The sequence below is a fragment of the Paraburkholderia sp. PGU19 genome, assembly GCF_013426915.1.
Classification (GTDB): domain Bacteria; phylum Pseudomonadota; class Gammaproteobacteria; order Burkholderiales; family Burkholderiaceae; genus Paraburkholderia.
In genome coordinates this window covers 1,258,206-1,273,637 of record NZ_AP023182.1, presented here as the reverse complement: position 1 = coordinate 1,273,637, position 15,432 = coordinate 1,258,206, and the positions used below count along the sequence as shown (strand labels likewise).

Annotated in this window: 15 protein-coding genes, 1 pseudogene and 1 riboswitch; of the genes and pseudogenes, 10 read left to right on the top strand and 6 right to left on the bottom strand. The window is 58.0% G+C overall.

Annotation, left to right across the window (positions count from 1 at the left end):
- Positions 1-504: 504 nt before the first annotated feature.
- Positions 505-1,083 carry a hypothetical protein gene (locus H1204_RS46210; protein WP_180735613.1) on the bottom strand — a complete coding sequence of 193 codons (579 nt, stop codon included), beginning with the start codon at positions 1,081-1,083 and terminating at the stop codon, positions 505-507.
- Between the two features lie 331 nt (positions 1,084-1,414).
- On the opposite strand from H1204_RS46210, the gene H1204_RS46205 reads away from it, so the two are divergent.
- Complete coding sequence (locus H1204_RS46205) at positions 1,415-1,726, top strand: hypothetical protein (RefSeq protein ID WP_180735612.1); 312 nt, start codon at positions 1,415-1,417, stop codon at positions 1,724-1,726.
- Between the two features lie 51 nt (positions 1,727-1,777).
- The gene (locus tag H1204_RS46200; RefSeq protein WP_243469040.1) at positions 1,778-3,322 is read left to right on the top strand and encodes a DUF2779 domain-containing protein; all 1,545 of its coding nucleotides are present in this window, start codon (positions 1,778-1,780) and stop codon (positions 3,320-3,322) included.
- 463 nt (positions 3,323-3,785) lie between these two features.
- Here the strand turns inward: H1204_RS46200 and H1204_RS46195 are convergent.
- The 3 genes and pseudogenes from H1204_RS46195 to H1204_RS46185 form a co-directional block, all read right to left on the bottom strand.
- Positions 3,786-4,525: pseudogene (locus H1204_RS46195) on the bottom strand (IS6 family transposase).
- 549 nt (positions 4,526-5,074) lie between these two features.
- Positions 5,075-5,533: a hypothetical protein gene (locus H1204_RS46190; RefSeq protein WP_180735611.1), complete on the bottom strand. Its 459-nt coding sequence runs from the start codon at positions 5,531-5,533 to the stop codon at positions 5,075-5,077.
- A gap of 17 nt (positions 5,534-5,550) precedes the next feature.
- Positions 5,551-5,943: an HIT family protein gene (locus H1204_RS46185; RefSeq protein ID WP_180736349.1), complete on the bottom strand. Its 393-nt coding sequence runs from the start codon at positions 5,941-5,943 to the stop codon at positions 5,551-5,553.
- Positions 5,944-6,589: 646 nt separating this feature from the next.
- On the opposite strand from H1204_RS46185, the gene H1204_RS46180 reads away from it, so the two are divergent.
- Both H1204_RS46180 and H1204_RS46175 read left to right on the top strand, forming a co-directional pair.
- Positions 6,590-7,348, top strand: coding sequence for a hypothetical protein (locus tag H1204_RS46180; protein WP_180735610.1), 759 nt, complete (start codon positions 6,590-6,592; stop codon positions 7,346-7,348).
- A gap of 187 nt (positions 7,349-7,535) precedes the next feature.
- On the top strand, positions 7,536-8,441 hold the full coding sequence (locus H1204_RS46175) for a hypothetical protein (protein WP_243469039.1): 906 nt from the start codon (positions 7,536-7,538) through the stop codon (positions 8,439-8,441).
- A gap of 400 nt (positions 8,442-8,841) precedes the next feature.
- Here H1204_RS46175 and H1204_RS52275 read toward each other — a convergent pair whose 3' ends face one another.
- Entirely contained in the window at positions 8,842-9,336 is a 495-nt protein-coding gene (locus H1204_RS52275) for a hypothetical protein (RefSeq protein ID WP_243469038.1), read from the bottom strand.
- 581 nt (positions 9,337-9,917) lie between these two features.
- A riboswitch (SAM-I-IV-variant riboswitch) is annotated at positions 9,918-10,026 on the top strand.
- 28 nt (positions 10,027-10,054) lie between these two features.
- On the opposite strand from H1204_RS52275, the gene H1204_RS46165 reads away from it, so the two are divergent.
- The 5 genes from H1204_RS46165 (at position 10,055) to H1204_RS46145 (ending at position 13,355) form a co-directional block, all read left to right on the top strand.
- Positions 10,055-10,483: a DUF3293 domain-containing protein gene (locus tag H1204_RS46165; RefSeq protein ID WP_180735608.1), complete on the top strand. Its 429-nt coding sequence runs from the start codon at positions 10,055-10,057 to the stop codon at positions 10,481-10,483.
- A 223-nt stretch (positions 10,484-10,706) separates the two neighbouring features.
- Entirely contained in the window at positions 10,707-11,060 is a 354-nt protein-coding gene (locus tag H1204_RS46160; RefSeq protein ID WP_180735607.1) for a hypothetical protein, read from the top strand.
- On the top strand, positions 11,057-11,692 hold the full coding sequence (locus H1204_RS46155; RefSeq protein WP_180735606.1) for a hypothetical protein: 636 nt from the start codon (positions 11,057-11,059) through the stop codon (positions 11,690-11,692). Before H1204_RS46160 ends, H1204_RS46155 begins: the two co-directional genes overlap by 4 nt.
- A gap of 92 nt (positions 11,693-11,784) precedes the next feature.
- Positions 11,785-12,771 carry an ADP-ribosylglycohydrolase family protein gene (locus tag H1204_RS46150; protein ID WP_180735605.1) on the top strand — a complete coding sequence of 329 codons (987 nt, stop codon included), beginning with the start codon at positions 11,785-11,787 and terminating at the stop codon, positions 12,769-12,771.
- A 92-nt stretch (positions 12,772-12,863) separates the two neighbouring features.
- A complete protein-coding gene (locus H1204_RS46145) occupies positions 12,864-13,355 on the top strand; it encodes a hypothetical protein (RefSeq protein WP_180735604.1) in 492 nt (163 codons plus the stop codon).
- A gap of 335 nt (positions 13,356-13,690) precedes the next feature.
- Here the strand turns inward: H1204_RS46145 and H1204_RS46140 are convergent, their stop codons facing one another.
- Positions 13,691-13,990 carry a hypothetical protein gene (locus H1204_RS46140; protein ID WP_243469037.1) on the bottom strand — a complete coding sequence of 100 codons (300 nt, stop codon included), beginning with the start codon at positions 13,988-13,990 and terminating at the stop codon, positions 13,691-13,693.
- Between the two features lie 185 nt (positions 13,991-14,175).
- Here H1204_RS46140 and H1204_RS46135 point away from each other — a divergent pair, with 185 nt between their 5' ends.
- Complete coding sequence (locus tag H1204_RS46135) at positions 14,176-15,432, top strand: DNA repair exonuclease (RefSeq protein ID WP_180735602.1); 1,257 nt, start codon at positions 14,176-14,178, stop codon at positions 15,430-15,432.

Sequence of the window (15,432 nt, the reverse complement as noted above, 5' to 3'; positions counted from 1 at the left end):
TGTTGCACGCACCCATCCGCGGAAGTCAGCGGTGTCAGGTGCCTCGATCCATCGATTGCGACACGATTCAAGGAACTAACGCATGTGCCCGAAGCGATGGTCTGACGATCTGTTAGCGCTGACGCAGGACCTCTTGCAAAGAGATAGTTGTTCTCATGGGTTGATGTTGCCCATGAAGCACATTGACGGACGATTCGGAATGGCGTTGAGCCGTGCGGAATCGGGTGAGTATCGCGTTATCGATCGCGCCAATGGGGTCGTGTATGTTTTCGCATGCGTGAACGCGTTGATCGAGGAGGGGTGGGCTATTGACTGACCGAGAATGCGGGCGTGGGCGACCAAACATGCGTCTGTCGTCAGGCGCCCCCGTGCGGATCCGTCGGTCAGCGATCACGACGACCTGTTACCTCGGGTGAGGGGCGCTGCAACCCCGCTTGCCGCGCCAGGACCAAAACGCTCGGTTGCCGACGACCGTCGTGCCTGTCAAATGGCGCTTCGTTGCGGTTATGTGCGGAGCGCCATTTCGAATGCGTCTTCTGCGTCGTGTCCGTTGCCAAGGAGCACCAGTATCTCCTCGCGATAGTTCACGATGTCCGCAGGCAAATCAGGCTTGTGTGCCACATAGTACTCACGCATCACTTTCCTCGCAACATCCTCGCGGCGCTTGACAAGCTTTTTTGTTCGTCTGTTTTCCTGCAAGAGGTGTTCGTCGAATTCCACGGCACGACTCTCCCAATCGAACGTGAACACCTCCTGTTGCCGCTTCGGCGCATTGAGTTTATCGACATAGCTGAGGCCGGTGTCCCGCGTTTCCTGGTTGATAGCAATGCTCGCGAGATCCGGTAGCTGGTTCTTCAGGCAGTACGTGCGGACAACATCAAGTTTGCGGCCCATTGAGACCGGAATCATGTTTTGCACTTCACGGTTGTCCGGATGCGCGTTCCTGGCATGCCTTGCGAGGTCCCCATAGGTGATCAACTGCCGTTTCTTCGCGTGCTCTACCAAAACGGGGAAGATCACGCTGGCCATGCGGATTGACAGCGGTGTGGGTCGCGTATAGGCGGTGTGGATTGTCCTGGTCATGTCTGGTCCTTGTATTTCTCATGAGTCACCGCAATACTGAATCGATGACGGTTTGCAGCTACTTCGGTTATCGGCGTGCGGGCTGACTTCTTGAGCGCGACATCGGCCGGGCATTGATTGAAACGATACGCAAGAATCGAGACATGACCTGTCCCAAAGGTGAGTCAAACTGCTCGCACCTTGACAGCGGAGTTCACCGCGCGCCCATGAAGCATTCTCTTGTCAGACGCGAGTCGTCCCGCACCAGGACGTTGCATGCCGAACTGGTCGTAAAACTCTGGACTTTGCGAATCTGGTGATTCGGAACTACATCGCTCTCGTCGCAAGCGGATTGGCGGGCGATCTGGTGGGGCATGCACCGGAGTTGCAACTGCCGCATACTGAGGCGGATGCGCCTGATCACGAATATCTCGACCAAGAAGGGGCCCTCACGGACAACCTGCGTTCGACCGGGCATCGTCCGTACGCGTGCTCCGCAAACGCTTGCGCGCAGCGGAACGCGCTGCAGCGCATGCGCATCCTCCGCCGTGCTCGCATCGAACATGCGCCGCCTGCAGCGCCGCGTGGCCTTAACGATATCGGGGCGAGCCTGCTGACCTGTGCGCTGAAGCAGCCCATCCAGGCGCCCAACGAATCCGTTTGACACCAAGTTCAAGTTTTGCCGGCACGCGTCGTTAAGCGAGTGTTACCTAATATGAAGCAGCGCCTTTCTCCCAGGAGACGTTATCCCATGTCGATGAGGTCCTTGTCCAAGTCCAAGCTGATGGCATATCGCCAGTGCGCAAAGCGGCTGTGGCTGGAGGTCCATCGCCCGGAGCTGCGTGCTGACTCGGCAGCGACCCGCGCGAGCTTTCGCGTTGGTCACCAAGTGGGTGCAATCGCGCAACAGCTTTACGACGCGAAAGGCGAGGGCACAACGATTGAACTTCGTCCTGGACGCATAGGCGAGGCGCTCGCCCAGACGCTGGCAGCTTTGGATACGCCGGGGCCAATCTTCGAAGCAGGCTTTGCGATCGACGGCGCACTGTCCTTCGCGGACGTCATGCTGCGAACCGGCGAGTCGGCCACCTCGGGCTGGCACATGGTGGAAGTGAAATCGTCCACCGACATCAAGGACTATTACCGCGACGACGTGGCAATTCAGGCCTTTATTGTGAAACGCGCGGGCGTGCCGCTGGAATCAATCGCGCTGGCGCATATCAACCGTGAGTGGGAATACGGCGGCGACGGTGACTACCACGGCCTGCTGATCGAACATGATGTCTCAGCTCAAGCGTTCGAACGCGAAGACGAAGTGCAGACGTGGATCGACGCCGCACAGGCCGTCGTGCGGCAACCACACGAGCCAGCCGTGCGCATCAGCCGGCAATGTGCCACCCCCTATGCGTGCGGGTTCCTCGCACATTGCGAGCGGTCCGAGCCGCGCGCCGAGCATCCCGTGCAGTGGCTTCCGCGCGTGCAGCGCAAGGCACTCAAGGGCTGGGTCGACGCGCAACCGTACGCGGATCTGAAAGACGTGCCGGACAATCTGTTGAATGGCGTGCAGCGCCGTGTCAAAACGCACACGCTGTCCGATCAGACCTTCTTCGACGATTCGGGTGCTGCCACCGATCTTGCGCGTCATGCCCTGCCGGCGTACTTTATGGACTTCGAGACCATCCAGTTCGCAGTGCCCATCTGGAAAGGCCGGCGTCCTTTTCAACAGATTCCGTTTCAGTTCAGCGTTCACCACCTGGCCGAGGATGGCCAGCTCGAGCATCGGTCCTTTGTCGATCTGTCGGGTGGCGACCCGTCGCTCGCCTTTGCGCGGGCGCTGGTCACGGCCTGTGGCGACGCTGGGCCAGTGTTCGTCTACAACGCATCGTTCGAAGCAACGAGAATCCGAGAACTTGCGGAGCGCTTTGAGCAGCTACGCACGGCGCTTCTCGCGATCGCGGCCCGCATCGTGGATTTGCTACCCATCACGGAGCGGCGCTACTATCATCCGGCACAACAGGGAAGCTGGAGCATCAAGAGCGTGCTGCCGACCATCGCGCCCGAACTTGACTACGGGGAGCTCGAAGGGGTGCAGGACGGCGCAATGGCAATGGAAGCCTTTCGCGAAGCGATCGATCCAGGAACTTCCCCGCAACGACGCATGCAGATCGAGCAGCAACTGACCGCCTACTGCGGCCTCGACACGTATGCAATGGTGCGGCTCTGGCAATTCCTCACGGGCCAGCGCGATCTCGTGCTGTAGAGCGGGACGTGAGCTGCGCGACCCACGCGATGCAGCGTACGGTCGCGTTCTCTAGCCCGGAGCCAACAGCCGATTTTGTGCGGGCCCGCGCGTCGTCGTGATGGAACGAGGGTGCCAGCAGAGGTGCTCGAGCTCGGAGACTCCGGTTGCCCGCGGGATGGTCTCGTCTTCATGCCACTTTTGGGCAGCGCGTCGCGCGCCGAATCGAACTCGCTTCTGATGCTAGCGCGGCGGGCGGTACTCTCTGCTTGCTCAAAGCGGGCATCTGCGTCCGGTTGGATATCGTATGGACGAGATCATCGACCGTCATCACGACAATTCGCGTCTCCTACGCCTGTTGCGATTTGGATGAGCCGGCGCCTCATCGGGACGCGCGATTCGTCTAAGGCCGGACTATCATCGGACCGACTGCGGGGCACCGTCAAGTTGACGAGCATAGCCTACGTGTCTGGCATAAGAGTAGTTATCCTCGCCAGATAACATGATTAGTTGCGACTGGGACAGTCAAGACATACCATGTGGAGAGGCGCTCCTTCAGTATGGAGCGGTGACATTCCGCGTTCATCCGATGTCTGGGTAACACGAAGTGCTGCCGGATCGGGCCGAAAGCATGAGAGAAACGCCTGCGTGCGACGCGCGTCGCGAAAGCCGCACATCTGGCGCTCGCGCCTGCGGGTTGGCTGATGGCTATTCTCCGCGCGGTTGTTTACTCCTGCGGCTGCTTTGACGAAAACGTGCTTGACCTGCGCGAGTTCAGGGATGTCAGCCTTCGCCGCCGGATAACTGCGCAGTTGATCCGTCACGATCTTCCGCGGCACCGGGTTTGATCGCAGCACACGTCGAAAGAAGCGCCTGGCCGCGGCCTTGTCGCGTCGCTTCTGTACCAGCACGTCGAGTTCTGCGCCATGCTCGTCGACGGCACGCCACAACAGATACGGCTCGCCGCGCAGCGTCACGAACATCTCATCAAGGTCCAGGTGCGGCCCGGCTTGCGCCGCACCGCCTTGGCGCACCTTGCGAATCCGGCACCGAATTTGTCACACCAGCAACGGATCGTTTCGTACGTGACCACGACGCCGCGCTCGAGCAACAATTCTTCGATGTCGCGCAAGCTCAGGCTGAACCGGAATACCAGCGAACCGCGCAGCTGATGACGACAGCCGGGAAGCGGTGGCCGTGATAAGGCGATTTCGGTTTGTTCATTGCTTCATTCTACCGCCGCCTGTCCACCAACCTGACACAGCCGTCTACAGGGTCCTTGGTAGTGACTTGCCGTTTACGAAGGCGTGATGTCTCGTCCGAGAGCCCGTTGCGGGAGATCTGCACGGCGGGTTCGATGAGCGGGATGTGAAGACGGAGCTATGGCCAGGGTTAATAGGGTGTCGCCAGACGAAAGAGGCGGCAACAGACAAACCCAGCCTACCGCCACCGCGTCACATCTCGACTCTACCGTCAGTACACATTCAACCGACCTTCCTGAAAGCTGTCGTGGATGACTCCAACGTACGCTCCAAAAGAGCGTTCGTCGAACTGGTGCTTGCGGCCAGGAAACGTCATTCACCGGACGGAGCGGCCGGACATTCAAGCGGCGGAGGCAACCGGAAAGCGGCCATCTGTCCTCCCCCGTCGTGTCTGCCAGGCACCAGCCGTTACTGTCGAGCTTCATCGCACACTGCCGTTGAGGGGTAGCCTATATCGGTTTATCGGCTTTGCATCGTAACGGCAGCCGCACAAGAACGTTGAGAGCGATGTCTAAGGAATGGTTACGCTGGGGGATTGGTGCCCACAGCAAGGGCATTTTTTGAACGAGAACGCAACCATATCCGCACTGTCAACGCCGATTTCGGATTCCCTGAAAACAAAAGATTCAAACTTGTATGCGTTGTACGTGACTTCTTTTGTACATTTTCCCTCAATATCGGTGATGTCTGTCAACGTTCCTTTCACCCAGGCGTGAACATCTTTTTTGCCACTAGTGCGAACGCGTTGAGGTCCTGCTGGTTGAACGATGAATGTTGCATTTCTAAGACCCACATTTTGGGTCTTTTCCTTTACCCGTCTTGGACTTCCGTCTTTTATTTCTTCGCTGTAGTTCAGGACTCGTCCGCTTGATTTAGGCTCAGCAATACTCCAGCAGTGATTTCCTGGGGTGAGGTCCAGATAGACCCTAACTTCCTTGCCAATCAAGCTGCTGATATCAAATTTACTCATGGCGCGCCTTTTGACGTTTATTTAGGTGTTACCCAATATTCTGCTTTCTCGGGAAAAATTTTCCTCACCCCACCTCTCGGGTCTTCCTGATCCCCCAGATAACGCGGGATCAGGTGGATGTGCAAGTGCGGAACGGTCTGCCCAGCGGCAGCGCCTACATTGACGCCGATGTTAAAGCCATCGGGGGCATTGCCTTGTTGAACCGTTTTCTTGGCCTGATCCAGCAACGCCAACAGTGCCAGACGTTCGTCAGTCGTAGTGTCAAAAAAAGATTCCACGTGTCGTTTGGGGATAACAAGGCTATGACCTGGCGAGACGGGAAACCCGTCTTGAAACCATAACGCCTTGTCGTTTTCACCAAGAATTCGGTCTGGTGGAAGGGAGCAAAAAGGGCAGGGTGGATTCACGATTCAGCTTTCAATAAGATGCTAGGCATCTGATTATGCAGCAGGTTGGATCGGGGCGGGGTGGGGGTCGTTCGATCGCGCATTGGAGGCAGCCGACGTTCTCTTGTAAGTCGTGGTATCCGAATGGGACAGCGTTTGTCCTCCCCGTCTGAGAGAATGCGTTCGACGTGAGCAGCGTTTCCGTTCCTTGTGCTTATCGCACGGTCTGTGCGTGCCGTATTCGAACCAAACCGTTGGGCTTTCCTCGACCACTGATAATCAGTTTGTGCAAAGAGCCGTCATAAAAGGTCTTACCGTGACATGCGAGCTCCTCCAAGGCGTCTGGTTATGCTTCTGAACACGCGTGTGCAAGTACTACTGGCAAGTCTTCATGCTCGCTTCCGAGTGCGAAGGCCCAGCGTTCTTCAAGAATGCTACCAGGCTGTCGATTGCATCTTGCCTCGAGTTCAAAAAGCAGCTGCGAGAGGAGTTCACTCGTCTGCAACTGGCTGGCGCCGTCGCTTTCAGACGATATCGACCGGGAGCGCGACGGCCGGGAGCGACGTGCTCGCGTGAATCCCTGCAAGTGTGCACGGCGCGCTCGACGATCCGGTGCAAAGTCTCGGGAGCGGAGCATCTCGCTATCATGTGATAACGAGGGAAGGGGCACTTGAGAATTCTCAGTCCGTTCAAGGACTATTACGACACTGCCATGGCACATGGCAGCGACCAGTCGCGCGTGTTCGTGCGCAATCCGGAGACGAGCGAACTGAAGCTCGACCGTGACGGCGATGGCGTCTGGGACAGATATGGTCAACTTGCCGGAATCGCGGACGCCTTCGAGCTCCGGCGCGGCGGCGTTTGTCTCGATGCGTGCGTCGTCCTTTTCTGTGGACGGATCTATAAGGCGCTTCGTGTTCATCGATTGAGCAGTGAAGCGATGAAGTCTACTTCAGGCTCGAAGCCGAGTGAAGTAGAGGAGCGCATCTTCTATGACGGAAGCGAGGCGCGACACTACCTCGAAGGTCTTTTGGGTCCGCATTGGATGAAGAAGAAGCGCCAATCGTTTCTCGAGTATGACAATCCCCTTGCGAATGGAACGCTGGCTGAGCGACTGGAGCGATATTTCCAGCAACAAGGGAGCGCCGAACTGATGCAGTGGAGCGTCGAGAATCGGACTGCGATCGCCGTATTGCGCGTCGGCGGCCGCTTCGAAAAATCGTTCTTGAAGATCAATCCACCGCTGAAGAATTTTCAGTTCTATCGACTCTTTGGTCCGGTCGAGGCTTTTCAGGAGCTCGATATGTTCTGGGGAGGTGTCCTGGCTCTTGAATCCAGACCGACGCTCAGCATTAGCGACAAGGACCGTATCGCACAGCATGGATTCAACGCGCGAAGTTTTCGAAAGGATCCGTCGAAAAAGCGTTGAGTTCCTGTCTTCATCAGAATAGCGTCAGCATTATTGCAACTGGACGACAATTGTCCCGGCCGCGATGCATACTGCAAGTCACTCAGTCCCGGAGATTCACCGCTTGTACGATCGCTTCTGTATGCTCGCCAGTGCCTTGTGTCTTCCGTCTTGGGAAAACACGCCAATCCGTCAGTTCATGGATCGTATGAAATCCCGTATGGAAGCGAAGGCAGTCCGCCTGCAGGAACTCTTGCCGGGAATTAGCCTCGAGAGCAGTCGCGACGCGATTGCCCGTGCGAGCGTCATGCTCGACTGGAAGCGCCTCGAAGCCGAGTTCGAACAGATCGAAACGCTGGACGACTTCAAGGATCAGGCCTGGCAATTCATAGACACCGCCGCGGCCTGGTTTCAGCCGGCCGCGGATGATAAGCCGCTCGCGGTGCTGCCGCGCGTCGTCATGCGCGCGTTTGCCGACCGGCTTTCCGACACCCTCGCCATCGATGCACCTCATGCCTACCAGTTGACCGCCGAACTGATGGGCGCGGGCAACTGGCTCGAAATGGCGGGACGCAAGCTGTTCGTGCCGATCGTGGAGCCTCTGTATTCGTACGGTGTGAAGGTCATCGAAGGCGAAGAGTATGCGCACCTCGAACCCTGCCCCGCTGCACGGCAGCAGGATGAAGAGTTCGAAGCATTGACCGTCTCACGTCAGCTCATGTTTCAAGCCGACGCGGCGCAGAACGAAACCGTCGAGCGACCTTCGCTTCTTTCCGCTGCGGCAACGGTCGTCAAATGCCGGCTGCTCGATGAACAGTACGAACTCGTCGACTGGAAGGGCCGGGCGGCAATCGCTGAACTCGACAAGATCTATCCGGCCGACTGCCGCCGTCCGCTCGCACCCGGCAGCAAAACGCATCTCCTCTACATTCAACTGCGCGCTGCGCTCTATGCAGCGTACCTTCATACGGACAATCTTGATCTCGCGTACGCGGAGCGCGAAATCCTCGTCGCTCGCGGGCGTGATTACCGTGCGGATTACGAGCGCCTTCTGAAGGAGTGGGCGCCGCGTGGTACGAAGGCTCACGAACGGACTGCGCTGCGCATCGTCTAAACTGGACCGCTGCGTCGGGCGTCGTGCCCATCGGGCCACAGCGGCCAGTATGTTCTCATGGAACTGGCTGTAGAACCATCGAAAAATCGGTCGACGGTTGCGCGTTCCGGTCTCGCCGCCAGACCTTGACAGGGAAGCCAAGACCCCCACGGTTCGCGCCTCCGTCGGGTCGCGAAGATCCGGAGCAAGTCGAGATAGTCGACGGGCCGGACGCTCGCAGACTTGAAGAAATTTGGCGGATGAGCGTCAGAGTGACGTCCGCAAAATCATTTTCGATAATCTTGGCTGCTGGGCCGCCCATCCGATAGATATCGATGATCGAATCGATATGAACGATGTGCTTCGTGGCTAAACTTTGTTCGAGCGTTCGGGTTATTCCGCATGGTGGTGTGTGGCCGGGTTAGTCCGAATCGCCCCACGTTCTGTCCATGCTTTCGAACAGACGCTGCGCGGAGAGATTATTCCAGTCGATGATGTAAGCTCCGTCATCTGATAGCCGTACTTCGATTTCATCGCCGGGTCGACTGCCGCGCATGTCGGCGATGAAGCAGTACGGATACGGTTCGATCGCTACGACCTCTTTCTTCGGGTGATTATCCAGCCGGTAGCGCACGAGATAACGCGGCGCGCGATGGCTGGACACCTGGCGGCGCCGGGCGAAGCGTCGTTCCCGTGCGTATATGACTTCGATGGATTGCAAGACACCGCGTTCGATCAACACCGTCCCCCCGAATGACGCCGCTCTGAACAGTTTGCTTTGGAGAGAAGACATCCGGTGTCCCTTTGCCAACAAATAGACTTCGCCCGAAACCTGTCGGCCACAGATCGGACGTCGTTCTTGTCGCGTGCGGTTCGAATTGCGATCGCCGGTTTCGATTGTTCCAATGCGGGACATTGGATCGCGCATATGCTCTGGGCATATCATGCGCCCGTTTGGGACGGGAGAAGCGGCTCCGGACACGAAACGGTCTTGTCCCGGGCCCATCATCAGGCCTTCCGCTCATGTGCCTGCGTCTGTTTTGCATGGACTAACACACGCTTGGAACCTGGTTCTGCAGTCTGGACGAATGCACGACCTTCGGACAGTCAACGCCCCGTGGGATCAGGCGGGTGAAACGCGAGCCTTCGACCGTGGCGCTTGGAAGGGGGCTTTCCTGACGCGCTCCTCTGCTTTCTCGCACTCAGCAACTTGCCTCGCCACTGGAAGTTCGCACTTGTGCCTGGCCATGTGATGCCCTTTGATCTCGATCTGGAACGGGTGCTCCAGGCGCTCGACGTGGGCGCCGACAATGAATCCGGTCCGGCGCATTCACGGTTGACGCTCGACAGGACATTTGCTTTGAGAGCGAGCTGTGATGATGGGCCTGCTTCCCGCTGCGGAGCCAATGGATGAAGTGCCCCAACGCGGCCGACCGCGCGACAAAGGTGGTCCATCACTTTTTATTTGACAAAAGGGGCGGCCGTATGATTAAATTCAACCCGCATTATGAATTGGGTCGACGACGCCCATGCCAACCTGCCTCCCCGGGCAAGGTGGAGCGCGAAAGCGAATGTGGCTCTTAACAGAGCAACCAAGCGGGTAACGCGTCGACCCTCCTTTAACGGAGGGTTTTTTGTTTTCAGACTCAAAGATTCCTAGTGAAACGGTCCAGGCTTACCTAGAAACTGAATACTTTGCTTTTGGCGACGCTTCCACGGCGTTAAGAGTTGGCGAGACCAATCCGCAGTTGGCCGTGCTGCACAAGGTTCACAACGTCAATTGCAGCGCATTCGTCACTGCCTGCAATCCTTTCAGCCAGAATTGCAGTGATGAGTTCAACGCCGCCAGTCAGGAAGCACTGGCGTGTGAACTAAAGCGGCTTGGCTTGATCGTGATCGAAGGTATCGGCAAGCATCCATCAAACGATTGGCCTGGCGAGCCGAGTTATCTTGTACCAGGACTCCCGCTGGAGGCCGCAATGGCACTTGGTAGGCAATATCATCAGAACGCGATTGTCTGGTCCGGCGACGATGCCACGCCTCAGCTCGTGCTATTGCGTTGAATCGCTGTTCACCTGGTCTGACAGGTTTCAGTTGGTAGGGAATCACCGATGCAGCCGAAACGAATTGAATCCGTCTTAGTGCAGGCTGGACGGTTTCTTTTCGCTTCATGTCGCGGATTTAAAGCACAACTTGCAGCGCGACTCACAAATTCTGCTAAAGCGTCGCCACGCCTCTCTACCCCGAAGGCCGGTGAACGCCGAACCAACGGGGATGGAGAAAAGCATGATGCAACCTTTACTGGGCATTCTGCCCTCGCTGGACAGCCTGTTCGAGGGCTTTCAGTTCCAAATCGATACGCCTGAGAATCACGTACTGTTGACCGGACTTCCCGGCACTGTCCGTACCGGCTCATTCCTCTTCGCTAGACCGCGCGCAGACGTGCGTGAGGCCGTCGCAGCACGCTGCACGAATGGCGTCATTGGCGGATTTCGCGCAATCCGTTCAGCACAATGGATGAAACAGCGTTTGCTTCCCGTGTACGCCTACGACCCGCCTCACATCGCCAGCTTCTTCGCTGCCCTTGTTCCATACGCCGAACATGAGCGGTTCGAATGCAAAGGGAGGATCGGACAATGAAAGCGCGCCATTCCAACTATCCCATTGGCACACTGCTTCTGCACGTGATCGACCAGTCAGGATTGGACCCGAAAGCGTTCTTTGCAGAACTTGGATTCACGAACTTTTCCAAAGCGATCGAAGGACTGGATCGCTGGCTCGTACATGGGGAAGGTAACGCCCTGCTGCTAGAAAGACTGCAGTCCAGCCGGTTCGCCATCGATGGAAATCTGTTGAAGCAGGTGATGGCCGAAAACGATGTCCTGGTGAAGCGGGAGCGTGAGGCTGAAGCCAAGCGTGAGGAAGATGAGGCAAGAAACGCCTTCCAACCCCGCCTTGAGGTCGTTCCGGAGCTGTCGCGCCCGACCCAGATAACGTTGTTCTGTCTCTCAGGTGGCAATCGGCGATTTGGCACCGGACTGCCCGACGACATTTCCGCATGGCCGTGGGATGACCAACTTTCATACCTGAAACGGGTCGTGCCGGAGAACTTTGCGAAACACCAGGGACGAACGTACTTTACGGGAAAGATTATTGGCTACCTCTACCGGCGGACATTCGACAGCGAACCGATTCAGCTAACGGTCACCGGAGATCTCGAAACGCAAGGCGAGCCGTTGTCACACGCTGTTGCCTATCTTCGAATTCGGTAGCTTATACATGGCTTGCACTGTTCATCGGCTTCGGGAAGCTGACCAGGTATTCGGGTCACCCATAAACCAATAATCAATCGCAGGAGATCAATATGACGAAAAAAAACGGTGGGTTCGCAGCATTGCTAGAGAACCACAAATCCAATGCGGCCATCGGTGGACTTGTCGGCCTGCTCGTCGGTGACGCACTCGGCGTGGGATTCGAGTTCAAGAATCCGGAACAGATTCCGCCGCGTGCCGAGATCGAAATGACAATGCCCGCGACTTTCAGGCGGACCTATTCTCACGTGCTTTCCGGAACGTGGTCGGATGACGGGGCGCAGGCCCTCTGCCTGCTCGCGAGCCTGATTGAGCGAGGCTCGTTCTCACTAACCGACTTCGCGGACAGGTTGGTTCGGTGGCTGTATCGGGGCTACCTCGCAGTCGACGGCGATGTCTTCGATGTTGGCAGTCAGACCGCTAGCGCATTGGACCGCCTACGTGATGGCGCACCACCGCTTGAATCAGGCGGTGCAGCCGAGTCGGACAACGGCAATGGTTCGCTGATGAGGGTTCTGCCGTTGGCACTGTGGCATACCGGTCCCGATCGTGAGCTAGCAAGGTACGCTCATCTGCAATCGATGCCGACTCATGCACACCCTCGTTCGTTAGTCGCCTGTGCGTTCTACTGCCTCATCGCACGCGGGTATTTGAAGAAGCTATCGGACCCCTGGTCTTGGGCAGATCAGCGCCTCGAGGAAATTTACCGGGACTGGTCCGATCCACGCGAACAGATAGCGTTTCTGGCAGAGCTCGACGAACTAAGGAGCTTTTCGAAGTCGAGCGAAGCGCGTGGGACCGGCTACGTGGTTGACACGCTCTGGTCAGCACGCAAGGCGCTGGAAGAAGAATCGTTCGAAGAAGTGACCCGGACCGCAATCGGCCTCGGACACGACACGGATACGACGGCAGCGGTCGCGTGCGGTCTGGCCGGAATCAGGTTCGGCCTGGACGGCATCCCTGACCGCTGGCTTCAACAGCTTCGAGGATTTGATCTTGCAGAACCGTTGATCGCCCGGTTCGCAGAAATTCGTGCCTAGGACTCTGCCTGCCAAACGGTTCAGAACCGTGAATCAGCGTGTCGGCCTGCCGGCTCGCGGCCGTATAACGAACATAGTATCAGGAGAAACGCTTGACGAAAATCTTCGCTGAATCCGACGTCAGCATCGAGACCCTCGACACACACATCCGCGACAGCGGCCTGGTACCGTATAAGCTAGAGCCCGATCACATCTCGCTTCGGACCGAAAACGGTATCGGCTATGGCGTTTCCCTCGTGTCGGAGCGGAAGTTCATTCGCTTCAGTACCTACCTTCCGCTGAGCAGGCTGGCCCCGACTGACCAGAAGCAAGGGCTTGCGCGACGATTGAACGAAGAAGTGTTCTTGCCCGTGTTTGCCATAGACCGTGACGGAGACCTGACGATCGGCTACGTGCTGCCTTACGTGCACGGTCTGATTGCCGGGAACTTCGTATCCGTCGTTAATCGGTTCGCGTCCATGCTGGACTTCATCGTTCACACTTACAACGACGAAAGGCTAATCGATTTTGGTGAGCCCGAAGCCGCAACAGGGATGTTGACGGCGGTCGGAGCAGGGCCAGCCGGCGATGACCGGTTGCACTGACGGATGCAAAGCGCCTTCGGGCCAACCCGGAAATCTGGCGCGTAAGGCTTTGGGCGATCCGGCTGACGAACTCTCGGCCGCCCCTATACGGGGCGCTCGGGCAAGGCTGCAAGCACGATAGCGTGCAAGGCTTGGGGGCCATTCATAAGGGCAGGCCGATGGCCCAAGTCGTTGTCTATCTCGAGAAAGCCCTAGCCATCCAACGGGTGTAGAACGAGCGCAACTCCGATTTCAATGACCTGCAGGTCGTTCTTTCGCGCGGGGAAATAGAGGCATTGCTAGTAGACCATCGACGTTGATATCGAGTCAGGTGAGACCTCGTGTTGCACGTGTGATCAACTGGCTGTCAGTATGGTCAGGAGTCGCTGCAGTCTGCGCAATTGCAGAGGCGTGATGCCATGCGTGCAGCAAGCCTGACGAACCCGCGCGTGCCAGTAGCACAGGCCGAAAACCGGCGTCGTGCAATCGAAGCGAACGGCCCGTTCCAGATGCGCGATCGCCGCGTCAAGGTTCTTGATCGTGTAGGGGCTGGTACTCTCGGTCAATGCCTGTTTCGTGGGTCGTTGTTTTTGCTTGCTCAGAGCGGGCATCTGAATCCGGGCGGCTATCGTGGAGACGGGATCTTCGATCGGCATCAGGACATTTCGCGTCTCTAACCCCGGTTGCGTTGCGAATGCATGCAAGCGCGTCATCAGGACGCGCTTTGTCCCGACGCCCGGCTATCATCGGCGCGCCTGGCGTTTCGCTTAGAATCGACGTCCGGCATCGGCGGGCCACGGCTGCGCGCGCTGAGGGCCAATCGTTCAATCGGGGAGTCAACATGCGGTTTATCCATGCGGCGGATATTCATCTCGACAGTCCGCTTCACGGCTTGAGTGCCTATGCGGATGCGCCCGCGGCCATGCTGCGCAATTCGACGCGCGAGGCGTTTTCGTCGCTGGTGACGATCGCGATCGACGAATCCGTCGATTTCATGGTTATCGCGGGCGACCTGTATGACGGTACCTGGCGGGACCACAACACGGGCATCTTCTTCTGCAGGGAGATGGGCCGGCTGCGACGCGCGGAGATTCCTGTCTTCGTCCTGTTCGGCAATCACGACGCCGAAAGCGAAATGACGAAGCAGCTGCAACTGCCCGACAACGTCCGCACTTTTTCGACACGCAAGGCTGAGACCTTTCAGATCGATGCGCTAAAAGTCGCGTTGCACGGCCACAGCTTCAAGGAACGGGAAACCACGGTGAACCTCGTCACAGGCTACCCGCCGCCTGTACCCGGCTACTTCAATATCGGCGTGCTGCATACGGCGCTCGAAGGCAATGCTGCGCACGCAAGCTATGCGCCCTGTTCGCTGGCGGAACTGCACGGCAAGGGTTACCAGTACTGGGCGCTCGGGCACGTGCACGAGTTTGCGATGTGGCAGGATCGATCAACGATCGTGTTCCCTGGCAACCTGCAAGGCCGCAATATCCGCGAAACGGGGCGCCGTGGCGCTGTCATGGTAACGCTGGGCAATGCGGGCGAGATCGATGTGGACCGTCTTTTCGTCGATGTGTTGCGCTGGGAAGCGCTCGAAGTCGATGCATCGGCCTGCGCCACGCTCAACGATGTCGCGCGCGCAGTAGGCATCCATCTGGAAACGCTTGCCGGATCGGCGTTGACGATCGTGCCGCATGCCGTGCGCGTGACGGTCACGGGAACGACGGCAGCGCATGGCGAACTGTTCGGACTCGAGCCTCAATTGCGCGCCGAAGTGCTTGCGCAGATCGCTGGTCTCAGCCACGACCGTCTGTGGCTCGAGAAAGTGCGCATCGAGACCCGCCCGCCGGGCGATAGCGATGCCGTGCTCGATCGCGCGGATGCCATCGCGGATCTGCACAACCTGCTCGTCGAAGCCGAGTCCGATCCCGATTTTCTCGCGATACTGAAAGAGCGGCTGATCGGGCTGGCAACCCATTCACCTCACGAACTGCAGGAGATGGTGCCCGCGCTCTTCGATGTGCGTAACGGCGATCTGACGGGACTGGTGCGTGAAGTGCGCTCCGGCCTGGTCGAACAGGTGGCGAAGGCAAACTGA

Bases quoted from the DNA above. Each gene is read 5' to 3' on its own strand.
- H1204_RS46160 (WP_180735607.1), top strand. From the start codon at position 10,707: ATGATGCAACCTTTACTGGGCATTCTGCCCTCGCTGGACAGCCTGTTC.
- H1204_RS46210 (WP_180735613.1), bottom strand. From the start codon at position 1,083: ATGACCAGGACAATCCACACCGCCTATACGCGACCCACACCGCTGTCA.
- H1204_RS46190 (WP_180735611.1), bottom strand. From the start codon at position 5,533: ATGAGTAAATTTGATATCAGCAGCTTGATTGGCAAGGAAGTTAGGGTC.
- H1204_RS46155 (WP_180735606.1), top strand. From the start codon at position 11,057: ATGAAAGCGCGCCATTCCAACTATCCCATTGGCACACTGCTTCTGCAC.
- H1204_RS52275 (WP_243469038.1), bottom strand. From the start codon at position 9,336: ATGTCCCGCATTGGAACAATCGAAACCGGCGATCGCAATTCGAACCGC.
- H1204_RS46140 (WP_243469037.1), bottom strand. From the start codon at position 13,990: ATGCCGATCGAAGATCCCGTCTCCACGATAGCCGCCCGGATTCAGATG.
- H1204_RS46150 (WP_180735605.1), top strand. From the start codon at position 11,785: ATGACGAAAAAAAACGGTGGGTTCGCAGCATTGCTAGAGAACCACAAA.
- H1204_RS46200 (WP_243469040.1), top strand. From the start codon at position 1,778: ATGAAGCAGCGCCTTTCTCCCAGGAGACGTTATCCCATGTCGATGAGG.
- H1204_RS46175 (WP_243469039.1), top strand. From the start codon at position 7,536: ATGAAATCCCGTATGGAAGCGAAGGCAGTCCGCCTGCAGGAACTCTTG.
- H1204_RS46135 (WP_180735602.1), top strand. From the start codon at position 14,176: ATGCGGTTTATCCATGCGGCGGATATTCATCTCGACAGTCCGCTTCAC.